The following is a 23,612-nucleotide window of genomic DNA, read 5'->3' as shown; positions in this document are numbered from 1 at the left end:
CCGTTGGCGCGTCCGGGCTGCCGGCGGCGCCGGCGGCCAGTCCGAGCCCGGGAGCGTGGGATGCGGTGGCGGAGCGGCGGAAGATCTACCTGGAGACGATCACGGCCGAAGAGGCGGTGGCCCGCCTGACCGCGGCGCTGGAGGCGGCTGGCTGGGGCACTGCCGCCGAGGTGATCCCGGTCGCCGAGGCCCTCGGGCGGGTGACGGCCGAGGGCGTGACGGCCCGCATCTCGTCGCCCCACTACCCGGCGGCGGCGGTGGACGGCATCGCCGTGCGGGCCGCCGACACGTACGGCGCCAGCGAGACGAGCCCCGTGCGCCTGGGGCCTGGTCAGTACGTCTGGGTCGACACCGGCGACCCGCTGCCGCCGGGCCGGGACGCCTGCATCATGGTGGAGGACCTGAACCGCCTGCCGGACGGGCAGGTCGAGATCTACGCTGCCGCCGCGCCGTGGCAGAACGTGCGGCCGATCGGGGAGGACGTGGTCGCCACCGAGCTCGTGGTGCCGGCGGGGACCGTCCTGCGGCCCCAGGAGATCGGGGCGCTCCTGGCGACCGGGAACGTGGCGGTGCCGGTGCGCCGCCGCCCCGTGGTCACCTTCATCCCGACCGGCGACGAGCTCGTCCAGCCCCGGCCCGACCCGGGTCCCGGCGAGATCATCGAGTTCAACTCCCGCGTGGTGCTGAGCCTCGTGCAGGAATGGGGCGGCGAGCCACGCCGGCACGAGATCGTCCGGGACGACTACGAGGCGCTGAAGGCGGCGGTCGCCGCCGCGGTGGAGACGAGCGACATCGTCGTGGTGAACGCCGGCTCCAGCGCGGGCAGCCAGGACTACTCGGTGCACGTCCTGGGCGAGCTGGGGCAGGTGCTCGTCCACGGCGTGGCGATCCGCCCCGGCAAGCCCTTCATGGCGGCGGTCGTCGGCGGGAAGCCGGTCCTGGGTCTGCCCGGGTACCCCGTCTCCACCTGGCTCACGGCCGACCTGTTCCTGAAGCCCCTCGTGTACCGCTTCCTCGGCCTGCCGGTGCCCTCCCGGCCCCGCCTCCAGGCGCAGCTCACCCGCCGGCTCACCTCGCCCATGGGCGTGCTGGAGTTCGTGCGGGTGAAGGTGGGCCAGGTGGGCGACCGGGTGGTGGCGACCCCCATGGGGCGGGGGGCCGGAGTGATCTCGTCCCTGGTGCGGGCCGACGGGGTCTTCTTCATCCCTCCCGACCGGGAGGGGCTGGAGGAGGGCGCTCCCGTGGAGGTGGAGCTCCTGCGCCCCCGGGAGGAGGTCCTCCGCAGCCTGGTGGCCGTGGGCAGCCACGACATCATCCTGGACCTGGTGGAAAGCCACCTCCGGCGGCGAGGTCTGGGCCTCTCGTCCGCTCACGCCGGTAGCCTGGGGGGCCTGGTGGCCCTGCGGCGGGGCGAGGCCCACGTGGCCGGCGTCCACATGCTTGACGAGGCGAGCGGCGAGTACAACGTCGCCTACGTGCGACGGTACCTGGGCCGGCCGGCCCGGCTGGTGCTCCTCGGCCGCCGGGACCAGGGGTTCATGGTGCAGCCGGGCAACCCCAAGGGCATCCGGGGGTTCGGGGACCTGGCCCGGCCGGACGTGCGCTTCGTCAACCGCCAGCGGGGGGCGGGAACCCGGATCCTGCTGGACTACCACCTGAAGCAGGAAGGGGTCGACCCGGCCCAGGTCGATGGCTACCGGCGAGAGGAGTTCACCCACCTCGCCGTCGCCGCGGCGGTGGCGTCGGGGACCGCCGACTGCGGGCTCGGGATCCGGGCGGCGGCCCGCGCCCTGGGCCTTGACTTCGTGCCGGTGACCCAGGAGGAGTACGAGCTCTGCATCCCGCTGGAGCACTGGGACCACCCCGGGGTGCAGGCGATCCGGGAGCTCCTGACCGACCCGGCCTTCCGGGCCGAGGCCGAAGCGCTCGGCGGGTACGACCTCCGGGATGCCGGCCGGGTGCGCGAGGTCTGAGCCGGGAGGAATTTCCCGGGCCGGTGACGAAGAACCCTGCCAAGAGCAGATCGTCTGCGCGACTCCGAGCCTGCCGCTTCCTCCCGGTGGCGCCGTGGCGGCGCCGCCCCGGTGGGGCGTCAGGCCGAGGCAGGGCCGGCGTGGCCCTGCCGAGGGTGTGGCCGGAAACGGCTGCGCCTCCCGCCCCGCCCGCGCGGGGCATCGGAAAGGGGTCACGCGGCCGTGCCGGGATGCCGGCGGGCTGACGTGGCGCTTCCTTTCCGGAGCGCCACTTTCCGTCTCACGGGGGCGATCCCGCATGATCGACCAGTACGGGCGGAAGATCACCTACATGCGGATCTCGGTCACGGACCGCTGCAACTTCCGGTGCGTCTACTGCATGCCCCTGGAGGGCGTGCAGCTCCGGCCCCGGGAGGAATACCTGACGCATGACGAGATCGTGGAGGTCGTGCGCGCGGGCGTGAAGCTCGGGATCGACCGGATCCGCCTGACCGGCGGCGAGCCGCTGGTCCGGGCCGGGATCGTCGACCTGTGCCGGGACATCAAGGCGGCAGGGGTCACGGACCTGTCCCTCTCCACCAACGGCCTCATGTTCGCGAAGATGGCCCCCGACCTGAAGCGAGCGGGCCTCGACCGCGTGAACATCAGCCTGGACACGTTCCGCCCCGAGCGCCTGAAGCAGATCGCCCGCATCGTCACGGACCCCCAGCCGATCCTCGATGCTATCGACGCCGCGCTGGAACTGGAGATGCACCCCGTGAAGATCAACATGGTCGTCATGCGGGGCTGGAACGACGACGAGGTCGTCGACATGGCGCGCCTCACGCTGGAGCGGCCCCTGCACGTCCGCTACATCGAGGTCATGCCCTTCTCGGAGGCGTACGAGTTCGCCCCGGACGTCCTGGTGCCGTCGGCGGAGATCCGGGAGCGCCTGATGGACGCCTTCGGCGACCTCGAGCCGGTGCGGGAGGGGGTCCCAGGCAACGGGCCGGCCCGCTACTGGCGGATCCCCGGGGCGCTGGGCACCGTCGGCTTCATCTCGGCGATGACGGAGTGCTTCTGCGGCGGCTGCAACCGGGTCCGCCTCTCGGCCGACGGCAAGATCAACCCCTGCCTGGGTCACGTCACCGAGCACGACCTGAAGCCGGTCCTGCGCGACCCGACCCATACGGAGGACGACCTCATCGCGGCGATGGCGGCGGCCATCCACAAGAAGCCGCTGGAGCACAACTTCGACCAGGTCGAGGGCGAGTACCGGCTGCGGATCATGCACGGCATCGGCGGCTAGCCGTACCGGTTGTTGCCGGGCATGGCGGCGCGGCGGGGCGCGCATCCTTCCGCCGACAGGGGGGATGGCACATGCCCCGAAGCCGCCGCAGCGAGTTCGACCTCCTCGTGCCCGGCGCCGCGCCGGCGCTTGACGCCCTCAAGCTCGAGGTGGCCCGCGAGATCGGCTGGAACCCGGCCGACCTCACGGACCTCCGGAACAGGATCGCCGAGGCCCGCTGGGACGTGGCCCGCGAGCTCGGCATCCCGCTTCGGGCCGGGTACAACGGAGACCTGCCCAGCCGGTACGCCGGGGCCATCGGGGGCCGGCTGGGCGGGCGGCTGGGCGGCCAGATGGTCCGCCGGATGATCGCCCTGGCGGAGGAGGACCTCCGCCGCGGCGTGACGCCTGGCCGGCTGGTGTGACCCCTCGTCGAGCACTGGACCCCGGCCCCGCCGGGGTCCTGTCGCGATCGGCCGCAGGTGACGGGAGGCGGCGCATTTGGGCGAGCTCACCCACATCGACGAACAGGGCCGGGCCCGGATGGTGGACGTCGGGCACAAGCCCGAGACCGCCCGCGAGGCGGTGGCGCGGGGCGAGGTGCGGATGTCCTCGCAGACCCTGGAGCGGATCGCGGCCGGCGACGTGCCCAAGGGCGACGTGCTGGCCGCCGCCCGCATCGCCGGTATCCTGGCCGCCAAGCGGACGGGGGAGCTCATCCCCCTGTGCCATCCCCTTCCCATCACCCGGGCCGAGGTGGACTTCCGGCTCGACCGGGAGCGCAGCGCGATCGAGATCGAGGCCCGGGTGGCGACGGTGGCCCGGACCGGGGTCGAGATGGAGGCGCTCACGGCCGTCAGCGTGGCGGCGCTCACCATCTACGACATGGCCAAGGCGCTGGAGAAGGGGATGACCATCGAGAACGTGCGCCTGGTCCGCAAGACGGGCGGCAAGAGCGGCACCTGGGAACGCGAGTGAGGGGCCGGTCCGCCACGCATGGCGGCTCAGCCGCGCGGGAAAACTGGGAGCGGCCGGAAGGCGGGGGAGGACCAGGGCCCCCAAATTCCGGACCTCCAGGGGGTTGACGGTCCCAGGGCAGCCACTTATTATTTTAGGTGGCCTTAGCACTCGGTCTGGCCGAGTGCTAACAACACGTGACCTGCAGGGCAAGGAGGGACGCTGCTCCATGAACGTCAAGCCGCTTGGCGGCCGGGTCCTGGTGAAGCCCCTCGAGCGGGAGGAGCGTACGAAGAGCGGGATCGTCCTGCCGGACACCGCCAAGGAGAAGCCGCAGCAGGGCAAGGTCATCGCGGTCGGAAGCGGCCGCACCCTGGAGAACGGCCAGAAGGTGCCGGTCGAGGTGAGCGAGGGTGACACCGTGATCTTCTCCAAGTACGCCGGCACCGAGATCAAGATCGACGGTGAGGACTACCTCATCCTGGATGCCGAGCGGGACATCCTCGCGATCGTACAGTAGTCGGCACGGGAGGGAGACGGGATCATGCCTGCCAAGATCGTGCTGTTTGACGAGGAGGCCCGTCGGGCCCTGGAGCGGGGCGTCGACAAGCTTGCCAACACGGTGAAGGTGACCCTCGGGCCCCGGGGCCGCAACGTGGTCCTGGACAAGAAGTTCGGCGCGCCGGCGGTCTCCAACGACGGTGTCTCGATCGCCCGGGAGATCGAGCTCGAGGACCCCTTCGAGAACATGGGGGCGCAGCTCGTCAAGGAAGTCGCCACGAAGACGAACGACGTCGCCGGTGACGGCACCACCACGGCCACCGTGCTGGCCCAGGCCATCGTGAAGGAGGGCCTGAAGAACGTCACCGCGGGCGCCAACCCGATGATCCTGAAGCGCGGCATCGAGAAGGCCGTGAACCGGGCGGTGGAGGAGCTGCGCAAGCTGGCCCGTCCGGTCGAGGGCCGCAAGGACATCGCCGAGGTCGCCTCCATCTCCGCGCACGACCGGGAGATCGGCGAGCTGGTCGCCGAGGCGATGGAGAAGGTTGGCAAGGACGGCGTCATCACCGTGGAGGAGGCCAAGACCCTCCAGACCGAGCTCGAGACCGTCGAGGGCATGCAGTTCGACCGCGGCTACATCTCTCCGTACTTCGTGACCGACGCGGAGAAGATGGAGGCCGTCCTGAACGAGCCCTACATCCTGATCACGGACAAGAAGATCTCCTCCGTCCAGGATCTGCTGCCGGTCCTGGAGAAGATCGTGCAGCGCGGCAAGCCGCTCCTGGTGATCGCCGAGGACGTCGAGGGCGAGGCCCTGGCGACGCTCGTGGTGAACAAGCTGCGCGGCACCCTGCAGGTGGCGGCCGTCAAGGCCCCGGGCTTCGGTGACCGGCGCAAGGCCATGCTCGAGGACATCGCCATCCTCACCGGCGGCCGCGTGATCTCCGAGGAGCTGGGCCGCAAGCTCGACTCCACCGGCATCGAGGACCTCGGCCAGGCCCGGCTGGTGCGGGTCGCCAAGGAAGAGACCACCATCGTCGACGGGCGCGGCAACGAGGCGGACATCAAGGCCCGCATCGCCGCCATCAAGAAGCAGATCGAGGAGACCACCTCGGACTTCGACAAGGAGAAGCTGCAGGAGCGGCTCGCCAAGCTGGCCGGCGGCGTGGCCGTCATCAAGGTCGGCGCGGCGACCGAGGTGGAGATGAAGGAGAAGAAGCTCCGCATCGAGGACGCCCTGAACGCCACCCGGGCGGCGGTCGAGGAGGGCATCGTGGCCGGTGGCGGCACCGCCTACATCAACATCCAGCCGGCCATCGACGACCTCATCAAGACCCTCGACGGCGACGAGAAGGTGGGCGCCCAGATCGTCCGCCGGGCCCTGGAGGAGCCGCTCCGGACGATCGCGGCCAACTCCGGCGTCGACGGGTCCATCGTGGTGGAGAAGGTCCGCAACCTTCCCAAGGGCCAGGGCTTCGACGCCCTCACCGAGCAGTACGTCGACATGGTCTCCGCCGGCATCATCGACCCGGTCAAGGTGAGCCGGTCGGCGCTGCAGAACGCGGCCTCCATCGCTAGCCTCATCCTGACCACGGAGTCGCTGGTGACGGAGAAGCCCGAGAAGGAGAAGGGCAAGCCCGGCGCGCCCGACATGGACATGATGTGATCAGGCTGCCGGCCGGAAGGGGGAGCGCGTGGCGCTCCCCCTTCGTCGCGGCGCGAGAGGCCCCGGCCCGGCGGTGCCGAAGATACGACCGGGAGGGGTGGACATGCCCGAGTCCGTGCACCTGCTGCTCGCCCGCACCGCCCCCGTCGTCGTGGCGACCCTGGCCGGGGTCGTCGCCGTGCCCTGGCTTCTGCGGCGGGCCGTCCGCCGCCTGGGCCCCCGGACCCACCCTGCGATGGGGCCGGCCCTGGAGGCGACCGTGCCGGGGGTGCAGATCGGGATCGCCGTGTGGGGGGTGGGGGCGCTCCTCCGCCGCCTGGGGGCCGACCTCGGGCCGTGGGTCAGCGTGCTGGCCATCGCGGCCCTGTCCTGGGCGGCCGTGCGCGTGGGCGGCCGGGCGGTGGAGGCCTTCGGGGAGGCGCTGCGGCCTGCCGGGGCGCTGCCCTCGGATCAGGACCGCCGGCTGGGCACCATGGTGCGCGTCCTGCGCCGGCTCGTCGAGGTCACGGTGGGAGGGGTGGCCGCGCTCGTCATCCTGAACCGGCTGGACGTCGACATCCGCCCCATCCTGACCGCCGCGGGGGTCGGCGGCGTCGCCCTGGGCCTGGGCGCCCAGAGCCTGGTCCGCGACCTCATCGGCGGCTTCTTCATCCTGGCCGAGGACCAGATGCGGGTCGGGGACGTGGTGAAGATCGGCGATGCCAGCGGGGTGGTGGAGGAGATCGGCCTGCGGACCACGGTGCTGCGGGCGCTGGACGGAACGGTGCACGTGATCCCGAACGGCCAGATCACGACGGTCAGCAACCTGACGAAGAACTGGTCCCGGTACCTCGTCGACATCACGGTCGCGTACAAGGAGGACGTCGACCGGGTCATGGCGGTCCTGCGCCGCGTGGGGGAGGAACTGGCGGCCGATCCGAATTTCGCGCCGTACATCCTGGAGCCGCTGCAGATCCTCGGGGTCGACGACTTCGCCGCCTCCGGCGTGGTCATCCGGGTGATGTGGACGACCGTGCCGCTCAAGCAGTGGGACGTGGGCCGGGAGTTCCGGCGCCGGGTGAAGCAGGCCTTCGACCGGGAGGGCATCGAGATCCCGATCCCGCACCTCCGGCTGTACGTGGGTGAACCGGGAGGGCGCGAACGGGACCGGCCCGCCGGCGACGGGCCGGCGGGCCGGTGATCGACGCACAGAGTGGTCAGGTGTGCGACCTCATTCCTGTACGATGAACACCGTGACCATGCTGTGCATGCCCTGCGGGCTCTCGGCGTGGGTGAGCACGTGGCAGTGGAAGGCCCACACGCCAGGGTTGTCGGCCTTCACGATGGCGTCATAGCGGTTACCCGGGTTGAGCGAAATGGTGTCGCACATCCACGGGTTGGCGAGGGGGAATCCGTCGATCTCCACGATCTTCATGGGCAGCCCGTGCAGGTGGAACGGATGGTACAACTGGCCGGTGTTCATCAAGCGCAGCCGCACGATCTCGCCTTTCTTGGCCACGATCGGCTTAGTAGCGGGGAACTGCTTGCCGTTGATGGTGTACCCCAGGGCGCCGTCGTTCAGCAGGATCATGATGTCCTGAGTTTCTCCGTAGTTGCGGCCGTCTTTCGGGTCAACGATGATGCCGCCGGCCAGACCCCGGGTGATCTGCTCGTAGGCGTTGTGGTGCGAGTGGTACATGTGGGAACCCGGCGCGGTGGCCACGAACTCGTAGACCTGGGTCTCCCCGGGCTTGATGGGCGGGTTGGTGACGTAGGTGACGCCGTCGAACTTGTTCGGCACCCGGAGGTCGTGCAGGTGCAGGGACGTGGACTCCGGCAGTTCGTTCTTGATGACGATGCGGACCTTGTCACCTTCCTTGAACCGGAGGAGCGGGCCGGGAACCGTCCCGTTGTACGTCCAGGCCTTGATCTTGATGCCCGGCTTGACCTCCCAGTCGACCTCCTTGCACGTCAATTCGAAAACCTTCACGTCCCCGTCGATCTTCGGCTCCAAGGGCAAGCAGCCCTCGCCTTCCGTCTTGGCGGGGAACTGCTTCACGACGGTCTCGTGGGCCTTGTCGATCAGGTCCGGCGTCAGTTCCCCGGAGGTGCCGGATGACTGCTGGGACGCCATCTCCTGGGCGGTCCCGCCCGCAGCAGCCGGCTTCGTGTCCTCCTTCCGGGCACACGCCCCCAGGTAGGAGGCAGCCAGCCCGGCGCCAGCGGCGATACCGACGGTCTTGAGGAGGTTGCGGCGGGTCGTCTTGTGGGACACCATGCGCGTCATCCTTTCCTTTCCTGAGGGATGTGCGTCCGGCTCGATGGAACCGTCGCTCCACTTCACCGTGCCGGCCCGGGCCCAGGAGACCGGTCACGGAGAAGCTCGATTGGAGGGAGAGGTCAGGCCGGGCGGGAGCGGGCCTCCGCGTCCCCCGCCTCGTGCAGCCGGCCACGGCTCATCCGCAGGTGGCGGGTGGCCTGAGCGGCCAGCTGGGTGTTGTGGGTCACCATGAGGACGGCCGTCCCGGCAGCGTTGCAGGTCCGGAACAGGTCCACGATGTCGGCCTCGGTCTCCTCGTCGAGGTCGCCTGTGGGCTCGTCGGCGAGGAGAAGGGCGGGCCGGCCCAGAAGAGCCCGGGCGACGGCCACGCGTTTCTGCTGGCCACCGGACAGCTGCCACGGGTAGCTTCCGACCTTGTCGGACAGCCCCACCCGCTCGAGAAGCTCGAGCGCCCGGGCGCGCGCCCCGATCGTGCGGCGTGCGGGCAGGAAAGCCGTCGGCAGCAGCACGTTCTCCAGCACCGTCAGCGTGGGGACGAGGCTGGCGAACTGGAAGACGAAGCCCAGCTTCTCGGCCCGCAGCGCGGTGCGGCGGTCGTCCGTCAGGCTCCAGAGGTCGACCCCGTCCACCCGCACCCGCCCGGCGTCGGGCCGGGTCAGCCCACCCGAGACCGCCAGGAGCGTGGTCTTGCCACTGCCCGATCGCCCAGTGATCACGACGAAGTCGCCGGGGGCCACCTCGAGGCTCACGTGGTCGAGCGCCGCCACGGATCCATCCCCGTGCCGGTACACCTTGCTCACGGATTCCAGCGCCAGCACGGCCCGCACCCCCTCGCCTACTCGCCCGTCCGGATGGCCGCGTAGGGCTCCAGGGTCGCCGCCCGCGCGGCCGGGTAGCCGGCGGCCACGAGTCCGACCAGGGCCGCCGCCAGCAGGCTGCCCGCCACCAGGAGCGCCAGTTGCCAGACGGCCGGCCAGATGTAGGGGATCTGGAGCGTCTGGCGGATGAGGTCCTCGTACAGGATGAACGCACCCGCCCCCACCGCGACGCCGACCGCGCCGCCGGTGAGCGAGAGGAGCACCGCCTCCGCCAGGATGAGGGAGAGGACGCTGTGCCGGGAGGCGCCCATCGCCCGCAGGAGCCCGAGCTCGCGCCGGCGCTCCGTGACGATCGCCATGAAGAGCACCGCCACCATGAGGAGGGACGTGAGGAGCGCCGCCCCGGCGGCGATCAGGACCCACTCCACCGCACGGGCGTAACCCTCTGCCACCGTCCGGGACACCTCGTCCCGGGCGATGACGCTGAGACCGGGTGCGAGCTTCTCGATCGCCGCCGCCACCGCGGCCGGGTCGGCATCCGGCTGCAGGCGGACCAGGATGGCGGAGACCGCCCCGGGCGGAATGTCGAGCGGGCGGGTGGCCCGGGTCTTCGACACCTCGGCCATCTCGTGGGCCGCCTGCCGGGTCATGAAGACCGTCTCGTCGATGCCCGTGCCCGTCCGGTACAGCTTCCCGGCGATGGTGAACTCGCGGCCGTAGTACTTCACCTTCTCGCCGACCAGGGGCAGGATGAAGCGGCCGACCACGACCTCGTCGTCGCGGAGAGGCCTCTTCAGGGCGGTACTGAGCCACGGCAGGATGGTGAAGTCCGTCTGCGGGTCGAAGGCGACCACGAACACACGGCCGGTGCAGCAGGCGGCGGACTCGAGTGTCTCGATGAAGATCTGGCCGCTCGCCTGCTTCACCCCGGGAATGGCCCGGACCCGCTCCTCGAGCGAGCCGTCCATGTAGAAGCTGGTCGGGGCGCCCATCAGGAGCGCCTCCTGCGTCTCATGCCGGTGCTCCGCAGGGACCACCAGGAGGTCGGCGCCGAGGCGCTCCAGCCCGATCGTCGCGCTGCGCCTGGCGCCGAAGAGTCCGAGGAGGACGGCGAACAGGGTGGCCGTCGCCAGCACCACGCCGAGGACGCTCACGGCGCTGCGCGCCGGCCGCCGGCGCAGGTTCTGGGCCGCCAGGTAGAGGAGGCCGATGCGATCCGCCGACAATCCCGACACCTGCCCGCCGAGGTTAACGTGCATTCACCAGTTAGGACCATGTGTTCCCGCACTCGTAATTCTAGTGGAGGGGGTAGCGGGCTGAATATGACACTAACGGCTTATTTGTGGCCGCCTTGAACGACTAAATTTAAGATACATGCCTGGTGCCTTTCCTCGGTTGGAAACGGATTTCCCGAGACAAGTTAATCGATTGTTGAACCTACACCCGGGCAGGCCGGGTCGGACGCGCGCCCGATCCGGCCGCGCGCCGGCGGCCGGCCCACAGGGCCGGCCGCCGCCAGCGGGCAGGTCGGTGTCGCCGCAGCCGCGACTACCGGTGGCCGAAGTGCAGCCGCACCCGCTCGACCTCAAGACCCCGGAGTTCGAGACCCGCACCGAGCACCGCTCGGTACCGGGCGTAGTTGTAACGGAGGTCCTGGATCGAGACGGCCAGGCTGCCGTCAGGAAGCGTCTGGCTGATCACGAGCGGGAAGCGGGCGAACCGGAGGAGCGGCGTCAGGTCCGGAGAGCGACGCAGCGCCTCGAGGACCCGGGGGTTGTCGGCGGCTGGCAGCTCCTGGTCCTGCGCCACCCCGCTCCACGGTCCCACACGGCCCGTGGCATAGGTGCCGGACAGCTCCGCCGCGTACTGCCAGGCGCCGAACGAATTGAAGGTCGGCCACACCTGGATGCGGCTGGCAGCGGGGTAGGCGGCAGCAACCCGGGCCCGCAGCACCTGCGCCTGCACGCCTCGCATCCCGACGTAGGCATACACCGCCACGAGGCCGGCCAGGGCCGCCTGCCGGCGCACCCCGGGCCGCAGCCGGCCCCAGAGGAGGGCGGCCACGACGAGGCCCGTGAGGAGCGGGTCGACGATCGACACCCAGTCCAGACCCAGGCGAACGCTGCTGAAGGGGAGGAGCGCCATGGTGCCCCAGCCGGTCCAGATGTCCGGAACGATGTGAGCGAGAAGAAGGGAGAGCAAGCTGAACCCGTAGACGGGCAGAGGCCGGGCCTTCGGGAACGCCAGCTTCACGACCCCCGTCACGGCCGCCGCCATGAGGGGGGCCAGAAGGAAGGAGTGGGTGTAGGCCCGGTGATACTTGAAGGCGGCCAGGGCCTCGTTCCGGCCGTAGAACACGTCCAGGTCAGGCGCCAGCGAGGCCAGCACCGCGGCCCAGGCCACCGCCCGCGGCGTCGGCCCTTGCTCGGGTCCCTTGACCCGGCCCACCGTGAGGCCCAGGAGGCCGTGGGTGAAGACGTCCACACCAGACACCTGCCCTTGCGTGGTGAAGAGAAGGTTCCTCGCGAAGTAGCCCGGTCCTTCCGAACGAAGGGCTTGCACAGGGCCAGGATTCCCCGGGCGGGAGTCGAAGAACTTATGGCAGAGGGGAAATCCCCAGCGGTAACTGGAACGCCTTCCCGAGTGCGCCACGGGGCGCGGATACAAGATTCGGGGCGAGTACAGCGATGTGGCATCGGGGCTGAGCCTGACCCGCCGCGGGCTGGGCCGGGTGCTTCGGACAGCGGAGAGGGGCGAGTTCAGCCGGCTGGTGCCCCCGGCCCACACGTTCACCGTCGGGCACTGGAAGTACCGGGAGCGGTACGGTGGATCGATCCATGAGGCGGCCGCGCGGGTGATCGCCCGGCGGGCGATGGGGTTTCGGGAGCAGATCCCCCGTGCGCTGCGGCGGCGTGTCGTGGAGTGGAGGAGGAACTCGGCCCGACAGGTGCATCCGCACGGTTCCCGGGAAAGGAACCGGGATGACCCGGAGGACCAGGGCCGCCTTGAGGCGGCTGGGCGAGCGCCGGCTCTGGCTGCACAACGGGCTTGCCCGGTGGCAGCAGCAAGGGCGGCGAAGTATCTGGCCGGACTTCAGGCGGCTGGCCCTGGCACTTTGGCGACCCCGTTTGGCCGGTAGCGGGAAGAACCGGTAGGCGCCCTGACAGGGCGGTCCGGGCGGCGGCAGCCGTTGCCCAGGCAACCCCGTATCGTGCGGAGCAGCACGGGCCCTGGGCAAGAGGGTGGGACACCACCCTGTCCGGGCTCCGGGTGGGACTCCCGGGCCGAGGCCCCCTGTCGCCGTGCCCCGGGAGGGGCAAGTCAAGTGTCGGGAAGGAGGCGAAGACCTGGTCTGGGGGCCGGCTTGGCTGTTGGACAGAAACAGTCGAGTTTTTTGAACCAGGGCAGGGGTTTGATCCCACAGCTCAACGAGGGTACCGGCAGTCTGGCGGCGGGCCCCGAGGGTCGCCGGGCACCCGTTGCGGCCCTGAGCGGCGTCACGTTCACCTACCGGGGCGGTAGGAAGCCCGCGCTCCGAGACGTCAACCTCACCCTCAACCCCGGGGAGTTCGTCGTGATCCTGGGGGCCAGCGGCGCGGGGAAGTCCACCCTCTGTTACTGCCTGAACGGCCTCATCCCCCACTTCCTGCGGGGCCACCTGGAAGGGGACGTGCAGGTTTTCGGGGTCTCCACCCGGGGCCGCCGGGTGAACCAGCTGGCCGAACTGGTGGGGCTCGTGTTCCAGGACTTCGAGGCCCAGCTCTTCTCCACCAACGTGGAGCTCGAGGTCGCCTTCGGGCCGGAGAACTTCGGGGTGAGCGTCGAGGAGATCCGCCGCCGGGTGGCAGAGGCCCTGGCCACCGTGGGGCTCACGGGGCTCGAGCGCCGCGAGCCTGCCACCCTGTCCGGCGGGCAGAAGCAGCGGCTCGCCATCGCCTCGGTGCTCAGCATCCACCCCCGCCTTCTCGTCATGGACGAGCCAACCACGGACCTGGACCCCGTCGGCAAGGAAGGCGTCTTCGCCGTGGCCCGGGACCTCCGGGCCCGTGACGACGTGACGCTCGTCATCGCCGAGCACGAGGTCGAGGAGGCGGCCGTGGCGGACCGGGTCGTCGTCCTCGAGGACGGCCGGGTGGTGGCGGACGGACCGCCCTCCGAGGTCCTCACCCGGCCGGACTGGCTGGAGGCGCGCGGCGTCCAGCCCCTCGGGGCCGCCCAGTTGCTGGCGCGGCTCGGAGAGGAGCCGGCCCTCGACGTCGAGGAAGCCGTGCGGCGGCTCAGGGCCGCCGGCTGGGCCATCGACCCGGAGGCGTACCGCCGCCTCGTCGAGGCCGACGCCCGGCGGGCCGAAAGCTACGGCGAGCCGATCATCGAGGTGCGGGACCTGGAACATCGCTACGCCAACGGCCTGCTGGCGCTGGCCGGGGTGAACCTCACCATCCGGTCGGGGGAGTTCGTGGCGGTCGTGGGCCAGAACGGGAGCGGCAAGACCACCCTGGTGAAGCACATGAACGGGCTCCTGAGCCCTACCGCCGGGGAGGTCCGTGTCGCCGGGGTGAGCACGGCCGGCCAGAGCGTGCTCCAGCTCGGGCGGACGGTCGGCTACGTGTTCCAGAACCCGGACCACCAGATCTTTGCCGAGACGGTCTTCGACGAGGTCGCCTTCGGCCCCCGCAATCACGGCGTCACCGGGGCCGAACTCAGGCAGCGGGTCACGGAGGCGCTGGAGGCCGTGGGGCTGGCCGGGCGGGAGCAGGAGGACCCGTTCGCCATGACCAAGGGCGAGCGCCAGCGCGTGGCGGTCGCCTCGGTCCTTGCCACCCGGCCCCGGGTGATCATCCTGGACGAGCCGACGACCGGGCTCGACTACCGGGAGCAGCGGCGGATGATGGACCTGGTGCGGCGGCTCTCCGAGGCGGGCCATACCATCCTGTTCGTCACCCACACGATGTGGGTGGTGGCCGAGTACGCCCACCGGACCGTGGTGGTGCGGGACGGCCGCATCTGGATGGACGGGCCCACCCGGCAGGTCATGGCGCGGGAGCCCGAACTCCTCGAGGCCCACCTGCGGCCACCGCAGCTGGTTCGGATCTCCAACCGCCTGGGGGGCACGCTCCTCAGCCTGGACGAGTGCCTGGCGGTGCTGCGCAGGGGAGACTCCCGGTTGGCCCGGGAGGAGGCGTGAGCGATGGACATCTACTTCTACGTTCCCGGGGACAGCATTCTCCACCGCCTGGACCCCCGGACCAAGATGTTCCTCCTCCTGGCGGTGCTGCTCCTGGCCGTCGCCACGGACACCCCGCTCCTGCCCGGGGCGCTGGTGGCGGCGAGCCTTCTGGGAGCGGCGGTGGCCCGTGCGTGGCCGGCTCTCCGGCGGGTGCGGGTGCTGGTCGGGACGGTCTTCACCGTGTCGATGGGGATGTGGTCGCTGCTGGCGCAGGGCCGGACGCCGCTTCTCGGGCCGGTCGAGGTCGAGTCGGTCCTGTTCGGGGTGGCGACGGGCCTCAAGCTGTCGGCGATGATCGTCTCCTCCGTGCTCTTCCTGGCGACCACTCGCAACGAGGAGATCGCCGCCGGGCTCATCCGCCTCGGCGTGCCGTATTCCGTGGGGTTTGCGTTCTCCACCGCGCTGCGGCTCGTGCCGACGTTCGTGGGGGCAGGGGTCACCATCATCCAGGCGCAGAAGTCCCGGGGGCTCGACGTGGAGTCCGGCGGCCTCATCACCCGGATGCGCAAGCACCTGCCGCTCATGGTACCGGTCTTCGCCTCGGCTCTGCGCTCCACGAACCAGTTCGCCATGGCGCTGGAATCCAAGGGCTTCGGCGCGCGGCCCCGGCGCACCGACTACTTGCAGCTCCGGTTCACCCTCCGGGACTGGCTGTGGAGTGCCGCTGCGGCCGTCGGAGCGGCGGTGGCCCTCTACTTGCGGTTCACCGGTGCGGGCAGCCTGAGTGGTCTCGTGCGGTGAGGAGGTGGTGGCGGGGCCGTTCGGGCTCCGCGCGGGCATGCAGGCAACCTGAGCAAGGGGGGTTTGCAAGGTGAAGGAACTGTTCACGATGTGGCGCCACACCCGCATGATCGTCCTGGTGGCCCTCAGCGCCGCGCTCTACGCGGCCGTGCTCATCCCCTTCAAGGCCTTCCCCCTCATCCCCGGCATCACGGAGGTGCGGGTGGCCCAGGTGATTCCGCCGGTCTTCTCGCTGCTTTTCGGCCCCGCGGCCGCCTGGGGGACCGCGATCGGCAACCTGATCGGAGACATCCAGGGCGGAACCTTCGGCCCCGGCAGCGCGTTCGGGTTCGTCGGCAACTTCTACCTCGGTCTCATTCCCTACGCGCTCTGGGGGCGGCTCGGCCCCTTCAGTTCCGGTGAGGAACCGGCCATGCGCAGCGGCCGGCAGGTGCTGGAGTTCATCATCCTGACCCTCATCAGCGCCGTCGCCTGCGCGGTCATCATCGCCTGGGGCCTCGAGGTGCTGCGGCTGTTCCCGTTCGCGGTGCTCGGGAACATCATCACCCTGAACAACTTCCTCTTCCCGGCGGTGCTGGGTCCCGTGCTCCTGGGTCTCCTGTACGGGCGGGTCAAGCGCTGGGGCCTTCTGTGGACTGACATCATGCCGGAGGCGGACATCTCCCGCGGGAGCGGCGCCCTGGGTACCCTGCTCGCGGTGGTCGGCTCGTTCGGGGCGTTCGTGGTCGGCAACTGGCTGTCGATTGGGGTGCTCGGCTCCCCGGCGTTCGCCGCGGGCTTCGCCCGCCAGGGCGATCCGAGCCTGGTCGGCACCGGGCTCGTGATCTGGAGCCTCGTGCCCTTCATGCTGGCGCTCCTGCTCGTCCTGTTCACGGCCCGGCCCCGGCTGGGCCTGCGGGCGGCCGGGCGCTAGCACGTCCGCGTACGCAGTTCTGTACCACGAGGGGGCGGCGAGGGGCGCACCTCCCCTCGCCGCCCCCTCGTCTGTGCGGCGGGGCGGGCCAGGTACTCGAGAGTCTCGAGGGGGAAACGGGATGGTTCTGGTCCGGGAGGCCGTGCTTCTTCTCGCCACAGGCCTGGTGGGCTGGCTGGCACCCCGGCTGGTGGGCGGCCTGGCGACCGGTGGGGCGTCGTTCCTGGCCGGCATCTTCTTCGCCCTGCCCTTTCAGGTGCTCTACGCCCTCGCCGGCCTGGCGGCGCGCCGGGCGCCCCCCTGGCTGGCCGGGGGTCTGGGGCTGCTGGCCTGGGCCGGGTCCTTCTGGCCCGTTTTCGGCCGCGGCCGGATGATCGCCCTGCGGGCCGGGCTACCGGGGGCGGAGGGGACCTTCATCGGGTACGTGCTGACCCAGGCGGCCGCGCCACTGGCGCTGGCGCTGCTCGCCATGGCCGTCACAGCCTGGCGCCGGCCTCCCGGGTCCCTTGCCGGCGGGAGCCGGGCGCGGGCCGGGGCCGGTCCCGCCGCAGCCGCGCTGTGGGCGATCTACCTGTGGGCGGTGCCCTTCTTCCTGGCCCGCCAGGTGATCTTCGGCCTCCTGCCCCCGGGGATCGGGGATCTCCCGCGGCTCATCCTGAACGGTGTCGGCGCGGCCTACCTCACCCTCCGGGTCGGCGCGGCCGTCCTGTGGCCGATGAGCGTGGACCTGGCCTTTCAGAGCAACCGGTACAGGCTCTCGCCGTAGCGGCAGATGCCGGCGCCGCTCACGTGGGCGTAGTGGCGGACCAGGTCGCCGTAGAGGGCGTGCGGCAGGTAGATGTGCTGGCTCTGGTGGGCGAGGACCGCCAGCGTACGCGTCGTTGGACCGCTGGCATACAGGCATCCCGGGCTCAGAGACGGTGGTGCGGACCTCGTCCCGACACCCCCCACCCGCCGACGGGTTCACGAGGGACCCGGCACGAGCACCCGCCCGGTCAGTGCAAGGTGGTGGTCGAAGCCGAAGACGTACTCGACGGACTCCATGTCGAGCACCACGAGGGTCAGGGCGTCGGTGTAGGAGAGGTCCTGGTCGGGGTAGCGTCGGAGCGTGTCCCGCGTGGCCTTGTCCGCGGCTGCGTCCGGGTAGATCACCTTCAGGTGGCCGGTTGCGACCGCGTCCTCGATCCCGTCCAGCCACCGGAGAGCGGGTACCCGCCCAAGGTGGTACCGCAGGAAGGTGTACGTCTCCCCCAGGACGGCTGCGGTCGTCAGCCGCGGAACTCGCGGGGGCACCGACCGGTAGAACGAGGCTGCGCCGCCGTGCATCCGGTCGGCGGCGTTGGCCAGGGCGATGAACGCCCCGGTGTCGATGAAGAGCTTACTCCCGGGTGAAAAGGTAGCGGTCATGGTTCACCGCCCCGTCCTCCGGGCCGCCCCGGGCGATGCCGATGGTATCCAGGAGCGGGTCGCGGGTGCGGACCCGGCTGTATGCTTCGATGGCCCGACGGACGATCTCCGTCTCGCTGAGCCCTTCCTCCTCGGCCAGTCGCTTGAGGAGCTGCTCCTGGGCCTCGGTCAGGTAGACGATCTTCTTGACCGTCGTCATTCGCTATCACCTCATGACATCAATATAGCACGAGACGATAACGCTACCCAGTGGAACCACCGGGCCGCGGACCGGAGCGTCCGGGTGCCTGCCGCCGGCGTCGCCTGCCGTACCCCCCGCGCGGGCTGGGACACGTGGAGTGGGCACCCCCGTCAGGATGGGCGTGCAGGGCAGCATCGATCGGTGAAACGGCCGCGAACGGGAGGACCGGGCGCAGGTCGGAGCATCCTGGCGGGGGGCGAGAACGTCCACACGGAGGTGGCCGAGGAAGGAGGCGGGTCGCGATCCTGGTTGCATACTTATGCAGCTCATGTTATAGTCATACAGAGCGTGCCCCCCGACGGGCCGGGGGGCACTCCACTTTCCGGCTGCGCCGGGGGGGATCGGCTTGATCCGCGTCGGCATCGCGGGAGCCACGGGGTACACCGGCGTCGAGCTGGTACGCATCCTGAGCCGCCACCCGCAGGTGCGCATCGTGGCGGGCACGAGCGAGCAGTACCAGGGCTCTGCCCTCGGAGCCGTCTTCCCGCACCTGGGTGAGGAGGCGGGGGCGCTCGAGCTTCTGCCCCTCGAGGCGGAGCGGCTGGCGGCCGCGTGCGACGTCGTCTTCCTGGCCCTCCCGCACGGGGTGGCCGGGTCGGTGGCGCCGGCCCTGGTGGCGGAGGGCGTCAAGGTCATCGACCTCGGCGCCGACTTCCGCCTGCGCGATCCGGAGGCGTACCGGGCCTGGTACCGGCACGACCCGGCGCCGGCGGAACTCCTCGCCGAGGCCGCCTACGGCCTGCCGGAACTGTACCGCGAGGCGATCCGCCCGGCCCGGCTGGTCGCCAACCCCGGGTGCTACCCCACCTCGTGCGCCCTGGCCGCCGCGCCGCTCCTGAAGGCGGGCCTCGTCGAGACCCGGGGGATCGTCTTCGACTCGAAGTCCGGCGTCTCCGGCGCCGGGCGGGGGGTCAGCCTGGGGGTCCACTTCGGCGAGGTCAACGAGAACTTCAAGGCGTACAGCGTCGCCGGTACCCACCGGCACACGCCGGAGATCGAGCAGACCCTCTCCGACCTGGCCGGCGAGGCGATCCGGGTCACCTTCACCCCCCACCTGGTGCCGATGACGCGGGGCATCCTCACCACGGCCTACTTCCAGCTGAAGGAGCCGGTCAGCCGGGAGGCGGTGCTGGAGGTCTTCCGGGACTTCTACCGCGGTGCGCCCTTCGTCCGCGTCCGCCCGGCCGGCAACCTCCCGCAGACGAAGGAGGTCTGGGGGTCCAACCGGTGCGACATCGGCGTGGAGGTCGACGCCCGCACCGGCCGGGTCCTGGTCGTGGCGGTGCTCGACAACCTCGTGAAGGGCGCCGCCGGGCAGGCGGTCCAGAACATGAACCTCCTCTTCGGGCTGCCCGAGACCCTGGGGCTCGAGGCGCTTCCCGTCTACCCGTAGGCCGCCGCCCGCAGGCCGGGCCGAGCGCCCGGCGGGGCGCGGCCACCCCGCAGGAGGGCCTTTCCCGTGGAGATCCGCAAGGCCGTCATGGCCGACGTCCCCCACATCCACCGGCTCGTCAACGACTACGCCCAGCAGGGCCTCATGCTCCGCCGCCCGCTGATGCTCCTGTACGAGAACGTGCGGGACTTCGCCGTCGCCGTGGAGGACGGCGTCGTGGTGGGCACCGGGGCGCTGCACGTGCTCTGGCACGACCTGGCCGAGATCCGGTCGCTGGCCGTCGACCCCGCCCGCACCGGCGGAGGGGTCGGGCGCCGGCTGGTCGAGTTCCTCCTGGCGGAGGCCGAGGCCCTGGGGCTGCGCCGGGTCATGGCGCTCACCTACCAGGTGGGCTTCTTCGAGAAGTGCGGCTTCGCCGTGGTCCCGAAGGAGAAGCTGCCCCAGAAGGTCTGGAAGGAATGCGTGTACTGCGACAAGTTCCACGCCTGCGACGAGATCGCCATGATCCGCTACCTGGGCGCGCCGCCCGCGCCCGGGGAGGACGGCGACATCCCGCTGGTCGAGCTTCCGCTGTGGATCCGGGGGTGACACATTCGTGCCGTACACCATCAAGGGCCTGGGCGGGGTGACCGCCCCCCGGGGCTTCCTTGCCGCCGGGGTGCACGCCAACGTGAAGGGCAAGGGCGGCCTGAAGAAGGACGTCGCCCTGGTCTTCTCGCAGGTGCCGGCGGCTGCCGCCGGCGTGTTCACGCGCAACCGCGTGAAGGCCGCGCCCGTGCGCCTGTGCGAGGAGCGGGTCGCCGGCGGGCGCCTGCAGGCCATCGTGGCGAACAGCGGCAACGCGAACGCCTGCACGGGCGAGCAGGGCATGCGGGACGCCGAACGCATGGCCCAGGTGGCCGCCGAGGCGCTCGGGATCGCCCCCGAGCTCGTGGCCGTGGCGTCGACCGGGGTGATCGGCGTGCCGCTGCCGATGGACCGGGTAGAGGCCGGCATCCGCGCCGCGGCGGCCGTCCTGGCGCCGGACGGCAACGCGGCCGCCGCCCAGGCGATCATGACCACCGACACGTTCCCGAAGGAGTGGGCCCTCCAGGTCGAGCTGAGCGGCGGGCGGGCCGTGACGATCGGCGGGATGGCGAAGGGCTCCGGCATGATCCACCCGAACATGGGCACCATGCTCGCCTTCATCACCACCGACGCCCCGATCGCCCCGGCCGCGCTCCGGGCGGCGCTGGAGCGGGGGGTCGACGCGAGCTTCAACATGATCAGCGTCGACGGCGACACCTCGACCAACGACACCGTCCTCGTCCTGGCCAACGGACTGGCCGGCGGGGAGACGATCGTCCAGGGCACCCCGGACTGGGAGGCGTTCGCCGCCGGGCTGGAGCAGCTCCTGGTCCACCTGGCGAGGGCCGTCGCCCGGGACGGGGAGGGGGCCACGAAGCTCATCGAGGTCCGGGTGGAGGGCGCCCCCACCCTGCGGGACGCCCGCCTGGCGGCCCGGGCGGTGGCGGCGTCGAACCTCGTGAAGGCGGCCGTCTTCGGGCGCGACCCCAACTGGGGCCGCGTCCTGGCGGCGATGGGCTACTCGGGCGCCGAGTTCGACCCCGACCGGGTCGACCTGTGGCTCGGGCACGTCCAGGTCATGGCCGGCGGGGCCGGGCTGGCGTTTCCGGAGGATGAGGCGCGCCGGGTCCTCGAGCAGGACGAGGTCGTCATCCGGGCCGACCTGCACGCCGGTCCGGCGTCGGCGACGGCGTGGGGCTGCGACCTGAGCTACGACTACGTGAAGATCAACGCGGACTACCGCACGTAGGGGGCACGGGCGTGCAGGAGTACATCGACAAGGCGGCCGTGCTGGTGGAGGCCCTGCCGTACATCCGGACGTTCGCCGGCAAGACGGTCGTCATCAAGTACGGCGGGGCGGCCATGGCCGCGGCCGGCCTGCGGGACGCCGTCATGCAGGACGTGGCGCTCATGCGGTTCGTCGGCATGAACCCGGTGGTCGTGCACGGCGGGGGGCCGGAGGTGTCGGCGCTCATGGAGCGCCTCGGCATGACCCCCCGGTTCGTCGACGGCCTCCGGGTGACGGACGCCGCCACCATGGAGATCGCCCAGATGGTGCTGGTGGGCAAGACGAACCGGGAGATCGTGGGGGCGCTGGTGGCGCAGGGGGCGAAGGCGATCGGCCTGAGCGGTCACGACGGGGGTCTCATCCGGGCCACCCGGCACCTGCACCGCGGCCGGGACGGCGAACTGGTCGACCTGGGCTTCGTCGGGGACGTGGCGGCGGTCGACGCCCAGGTGATCGAGTCCCTCACCGCGTCCGGCTTCGTGCCGGTCATCGCCCCGATCGGGCTGGGGGCCGACGGCCAGCCGTACAACATCAACGCCGACACCGTGGCCGCCGAGGTCGCCGCCGCCCTCCGGGCCGAGAAGCTGGTCCTCCTGACCGACGTGGAGGGCCTGCGCGCCGATCCGGCCGACCCCCGCAGCCGGGTCAGCCGCATCGCCGCCGAGGACCTGAGGGACTGGCTCGCCGCCGGGCGCATCGAGGGTGGCATGATCCCCAAGGTGGAGGCGTGCCTGCGGGCCCTCGAGGCGGGGGTGCGGCGGGTGCACATCGTGGACGGGCGCGTGCCCCACGCCCTGCTCCTCGAGGTCTTCACGGACCAGGGCGTCGGGACCATGGTCGTGCGGTGAGGGAGGGGCTTTCCGTGGACCTTGCCGAGATGCAGGCCCTCGACCGGCAGTACCTCATGCCCACCTACGCCCGCTACCCGATCGCCCTGGAGCGGGGCGAGGGCACCCGGGTCTGGGACGTGAACGGGAAGGAGTACCTTGACTTCCTGGGCGGGATCGCCGTCAACGTCCTGGGCCACGCCCACCCGGCGGTGGTGGCCGCCATCCGGGAGCAGGCCGGCCGCCTGCTCCATACTTCCAACCTTTACTACACCCGGCCGATGCTGGAGCTGGCGCAGCTCCTCGTGGACAACGGCGGCCTGGGCAGGGCGTTCTTCTGCAACAGCGGCGCCGAGGCCAACGAAGGCGCCTTCAAGCTCGCCCGCAAGTACCACTGGCGCCGGGGCGACCGGGCCCGGACCCGCATCCTGAGCGTGACCCACGCCTTCCACGGCCGCACCTTCGGGGCGCTGGCCGCCACCCCCAAGCCCGAGATCCAGGAGGGCTTCGGCCCGCTGCCGCCCGGCTTCGAGGCGGTCGAGTGGGGGCGCGCCGACGCCCTGGCGGAGCGGCTCGACGGCACCGTCGCGGCGGTGATCATCGAGCCCGTCCAGGGGGAGAGCGGCATCCACCCGGCCGACCCGGCGTACCTGCGCGCCGTGGCCGATCTCACGCGGGAGCACGGGGCGCTCCTGATCTTCGACGAGATCCAGTGCGGCATGGGCCGCACCGGCACCTTCTACGCCTACCAGGGCTACGGGGTGCGGCCCGACATCCTCACGCTCGCCAAGGGCCTGGGCGGGGGCCTGCCGATCGGGGCCATCCTGGCGACCCCGGAGGTCGCCTCCGGCTTCGCCCCCGGCGACCACGGCAGCACCTTCGGGGCCAACCCCGTGGCCTGCGCGGCCGCCGTCGCCACGGTGCGGACGATCCTGCGGGAAAACCTCCCGGCCCGGGCGGCGGAGCTGGGCGACTACCTCCTGGGGCGGCTGCGGGAGCTCGCCGCCCGCTGGCCCGACCGCGTCCGGGAGGTCCGGGGCCGGGGGCTCATGGCGGCCCTGGAACTCGGCGAGCACGCCCGCCGGGTGCTCGACGGCTGCCACGCGCGCGGCCTCCTCGCCAACGTCACCGCCGGCACCGCGCTCCGCCTCCTGCCCCCGCTCACGGTGACACGGGAGGAGATCGACCGGGCCGTCGAGATCCTCTCGGACGCCATCGCCGGGGTGTGAGGCGGGAGCCGGGATCTCCCGGAGTTCCCGGCCGGTCTTGTGGGCGGCTGGCCCCGGGCATGCCAAGGGGTTGGCGCTGTTCTGCTCCGGATCTAGCGGTCAGGAGGTCGTTCGTGCCTGAGGGGTTCCGCGATGTGTGACGCCGTTCCACCAGACGGTGCGTGTGGCAATCCGTGATATACAAGCGTCGGCGTTGACCCTCACATCTTGCCACGCGGACCGGCCGCGCCGGCCGAGACGGCAGGTGATCGGGCGCCAGATCTACCGGAACACGGCGTTATGTCGACAACGAGGCGGTCGTAACGGGACCGACAGTCGCTGGCGAAGGTCCGTCAGG

At 71.2% G+C, this 23,612-nt stretch carries 23 protein-coding genes; 16 read left to right on the top strand and 7 right to left on the bottom strand.

Translation table 11 applies throughout. The annotated features are described in order from the left end of the window. The first annotated feature begins 65 nt into the window (after positions 1-65). The 7 genes from caldi_RS11980 (at position 66) to caldi_RS11950 (ending at position 7,544) form a co-directional block, all read left to right on the top strand. Positions 66-1,973: a molybdopterin biosynthesis protein gene (locus tag caldi_RS11980; protein WP_264841988.1), complete on the top strand. Its 1,908-nt coding sequence runs from the start codon at positions 66-68 to the stop codon at positions 1,971-1,973. 298 nt (positions 1,974-2,271) lie between these two features. Beyond that, positions 2,272-3,261 (top strand): GTP 3',8-cyclase MoaA, encoded by a 990-nt coding sequence (moaA, locus tag caldi_RS11975; protein ID WP_264841987.1) that lies wholly within the window; start codon positions 2,272-2,274, stop codon positions 3,259-3,261. A gap of 71 nt (positions 3,262-3,332) precedes the next feature. Next, complete coding sequence (locus caldi_RS11970; RefSeq protein ID WP_264841986.1) at positions 3,333-3,665, top strand: alpha/beta-type small acid-soluble spore protein; 333 nt, start codon at positions 3,333-3,335, stop codon at positions 3,663-3,665. Between the two features lie 76 nt (positions 3,666-3,741). Further along, positions 3,742-4,218, top strand: a complete 477-nt coding sequence (gene moaC / locus caldi_RS11965; protein ID WP_264841985.1) for a cyclic pyranopterin monophosphate synthase MoaC — start codon at positions 3,742-3,744, stop codon at positions 4,216-4,218. Positions 4,219-4,426: 208 nt separating this feature from the next. Further along, positions 4,427-4,717 carry a co-chaperone GroES gene (groES, locus tag caldi_RS11960; protein WP_264841984.1) on the top strand — a complete coding sequence of 97 codons (291 nt, stop codon included), beginning with the start codon at positions 4,427-4,429 and terminating at the stop codon, positions 4,715-4,717. A gap of 24 nt (positions 4,718-4,741) precedes the next feature. After that, positions 4,742-6,364 (top strand): chaperonin GroEL, encoded by a 1,623-nt coding sequence (gene groL / locus caldi_RS11955; protein ID WP_264841983.1) that lies wholly within the window; start codon positions 4,742-4,744, stop codon positions 6,362-6,364. A 103-nt stretch (positions 6,365-6,467) separates the two neighbouring features. Beyond that, a complete protein-coding gene (locus caldi_RS11950; protein ID WP_264841982.1) occupies positions 6,468-7,544 on the top strand; it encodes a mechanosensitive ion channel family protein in 1,077 nt (358 codons plus the stop codon). 30 nt (positions 7,545-7,574) lie between these two features. On the opposite strand, the gene caldi_RS11945 is transcribed toward caldi_RS11950, so the two are convergent. The 4 genes from caldi_RS11945 to caldi_RS11930 all read right to left on the bottom strand — a co-directional run bounded on the left by caldi_RS11945 (position 7,575) and on the right by caldi_RS11930 (position 11,926). Continuing rightward, entirely contained in the window at positions 7,575-8,630 is a 1,056-nt protein-coding gene (locus caldi_RS11945; RefSeq protein ID WP_264841981.1) for a multicopper oxidase family protein, read from the bottom strand. A gap of 113 nt (positions 8,631-8,743) precedes the next feature. Next, positions 8,744-9,442: an ABC transporter ATP-binding protein gene (locus caldi_RS11940; protein ID WP_264841980.1), complete on the bottom strand. Its 699-nt coding sequence runs from the start codon at positions 9,440-9,442 to the stop codon at positions 8,744-8,746. Positions 9,443-9,459: 17 nt separating this feature from the next. Beyond that, positions 9,460-10,668 carry an ABC transporter permease gene (locus caldi_RS11935; RefSeq protein ID WP_264841979.1) on the bottom strand — a complete coding sequence of 403 codons (1,209 nt, stop codon included), beginning with the start codon at positions 10,666-10,668 and terminating at the stop codon, positions 9,460-9,462. A gap of 322 nt (positions 10,669-10,990) precedes the next feature. Beyond that, positions 10,991-11,926, bottom strand: coding sequence for a metal-dependent hydrolase (locus caldi_RS11930; RefSeq protein WP_264841978.1), 936 nt, complete (start codon positions 11,924-11,926; stop codon positions 10,991-10,993). Between the two features lie 928 nt (positions 11,927-12,854). Between caldi_RS11930 and caldi_RS11925 the strand changes: the two genes are divergently transcribed. From caldi_RS11925 to caldi_RS11910, 4 genes are all read left to right on the top strand, one after another. Further along, positions 12,855-14,627: an ABC transporter ATP-binding protein gene (locus tag caldi_RS11925; RefSeq protein ID WP_264841977.1), complete on the top strand. Its 1,773-nt coding sequence runs from the start codon at positions 12,855-12,857 to the stop codon at positions 14,625-14,627. A 3-nt stretch (positions 14,628-14,630) separates the two neighbouring features. Continuing rightward, positions 14,631-15,410: an energy-coupling factor transporter transmembrane component T family protein gene (locus tag caldi_RS11920; RefSeq protein WP_264841976.1), complete on the top strand. Its 780-nt coding sequence runs from the start codon at positions 14,631-14,633 to the stop codon at positions 15,408-15,410. 70 nt (positions 15,411-15,480) lie between these two features. Next, entirely contained in the window at positions 15,481-16,323 is an 843-nt protein-coding gene (locus tag caldi_RS11915) for a QueT transporter family protein (RefSeq protein ID WP_264841975.1), read from the top strand. A gap of 121 nt (positions 16,324-16,444) precedes the next feature. Further along, positions 16,445-17,089, top strand: a complete 645-nt coding sequence (locus caldi_RS11910) for a hypothetical protein (RefSeq protein WP_264841974.1) — start codon at positions 16,445-16,447, stop codon at positions 17,087-17,089. Here caldi_RS11910 and caldi_RS11905 read toward each other — a convergent pair. From caldi_RS11905 to caldi_RS11895, 3 genes are read right to left on the bottom strand one after another with little or no spacing between them, the layout of a single operon-like run. Continuing rightward, positions 17,059-17,274, bottom strand: a complete 216-nt coding sequence (locus caldi_RS11905; RefSeq protein WP_264841973.1) for a hypothetical protein — start codon at positions 17,272-17,274, stop codon at positions 17,059-17,061. The genes caldi_RS11910 and caldi_RS11905 overlap by 31 nt on opposite strands. A gap of 12 nt (positions 17,275-17,286) precedes the next feature. Beyond that, complete coding sequence (locus tag caldi_RS11900) at positions 17,287-17,730, bottom strand: type II toxin-antitoxin system VapC family toxin (RefSeq protein ID WP_264841972.1); 444 nt, start codon at positions 17,728-17,730, stop codon at positions 17,287-17,289. Beyond that, positions 17,702-17,929: a ribbon-helix-helix domain-containing protein gene (locus caldi_RS11895; RefSeq protein ID WP_264841971.1), complete on the bottom strand. Its 228-nt coding sequence runs from the start codon at positions 17,927-17,929 to the stop codon at positions 17,702-17,704. Before caldi_RS11895 ends, caldi_RS11900 begins: the two co-directional genes overlap by 29 nt. Before the next feature lie 388 nt (positions 17,930-18,317). Here caldi_RS11895 and argC point away from each other — a divergent pair, with 388 nt between their 5' ends. The 5 genes from argC (at position 18,318) to caldi_RS11870 (ending at position 23,275) form a co-directional block, all read left to right on the top strand. Next, positions 18,318-19,364, top strand: coding sequence for an N-acetyl-gamma-glutamyl-phosphate reductase (gene argC / locus caldi_RS11890; RefSeq protein ID WP_264841970.1), 1,047 nt, complete (start codon positions 18,318-18,320; stop codon positions 19,362-19,364). A gap of 66 nt (positions 19,365-19,430) precedes the next feature. Then, complete coding sequence (locus tag caldi_RS11885; RefSeq protein WP_264841969.1) at positions 19,431-19,952, top strand: N-acetyltransferase; 522 nt, start codon at positions 19,431-19,433, stop codon at positions 19,950-19,952. Between the two features lie 7 nt (positions 19,953-19,959). Beyond that, positions 19,960-21,180: a bifunctional glutamate N-acetyltransferase/amino-acid acetyltransferase ArgJ gene (gene argJ, locus caldi_RS11880; protein ID WP_264841968.1), complete on the top strand. Its 1,221-nt coding sequence runs from the start codon at positions 19,960-19,962 to the stop codon at positions 21,178-21,180. A gap of 11 nt (positions 21,181-21,191) precedes the next feature. After that, complete coding sequence (argB, locus tag caldi_RS11875; protein ID WP_264841967.1) at positions 21,192-22,067, top strand: acetylglutamate kinase; 876 nt, start codon at positions 21,192-21,194, stop codon at positions 22,065-22,067. 14 nt (positions 22,068-22,081) lie between these two features. Further along, positions 22,082-23,275 carry an acetylornithine transaminase gene (locus tag caldi_RS11870; RefSeq protein ID WP_264841966.1) on the top strand — a complete coding sequence of 398 codons (1,194 nt, stop codon included), beginning with the start codon at positions 22,082-22,084 and terminating at the stop codon, positions 23,273-23,275. Positions 23,276-23,612 lie beyond the last annotated feature (337 nt).

The organism is Caldinitratiruptor microaerophilus (assembly GCF_025999835.1).
In the GTDB taxonomy this organism is placed as follows: Bacteria; Bacillota; Sulfobacillia; order Symbiobacteriales; family ZC4RG38; genus Caldinitratiruptor; species Caldinitratiruptor microaerophilus.
The sequence above is the reverse complement of the archived record's forward strand: the minus strand, read 5'-3'. Positions and strand labels throughout refer to the sequence as shown.

Coding starts and splice junctions, on each gene's coding strand:
- groES (WP_264841984.1), top strand. CDS start 4,427: ATGAACGTCAAGCCGCTTGGCGGCCGGGTCCTGGTGAAGCCCCTCGAG.
- caldi_RS11970 (WP_264841986.1), top strand. CDS start 3,333: ATGCCCCGAAGCCGCCGCAGCGAGTTCGACCTCCTCGTGCCCGGCGCC.
- moaA (WP_264841987.1), top strand. CDS start 2,272: ATGATCGACCAGTACGGGCGGAAGATCACCTACATGCGGATCTCGGTC.
- caldi_RS11920 (WP_264841976.1), top strand. CDS start 14,631: ATGGACATCTACTTCTACGTTCCCGGGGACAGCATTCTCCACCGCCTG.
- caldi_RS11900 (WP_264841972.1), bottom strand. CDS start 17,730: ATGACCGCTACCTTTTCACCCGGGAGTAAGCTCTTCATCGACACCGGG.
- caldi_RS11950 (WP_264841982.1), top strand. CDS start 6,468: ATGCCCGAGTCCGTGCACCTGCTGCTCGCCCGCACCGCCCCCGTCGTC.
- caldi_RS11895 (WP_264841971.1), bottom strand. CDS start 17,929: ATGACGACGGTCAAGAAGATCGTCTACCTGACCGAGGCCCAGGAGCAG.
- groL (WP_264841983.1), top strand. CDS start 4,742: ATGCCTGCCAAGATCGTGCTGTTTGACGAGGAGGCCCGTCGGGCCCTG.
- caldi_RS11910 (WP_264841974.1), top strand. CDS start 16,445: ATGGTTCTGGTCCGGGAGGCCGTGCTTCTTCTCGCCACAGGCCTGGTG.
- caldi_RS11945 (WP_264841981.1), bottom strand. CDS start 8,630: ATGACGCGCATGGTGTCCCACAAGACGACCCGCCGCAACCTCCTCAAG.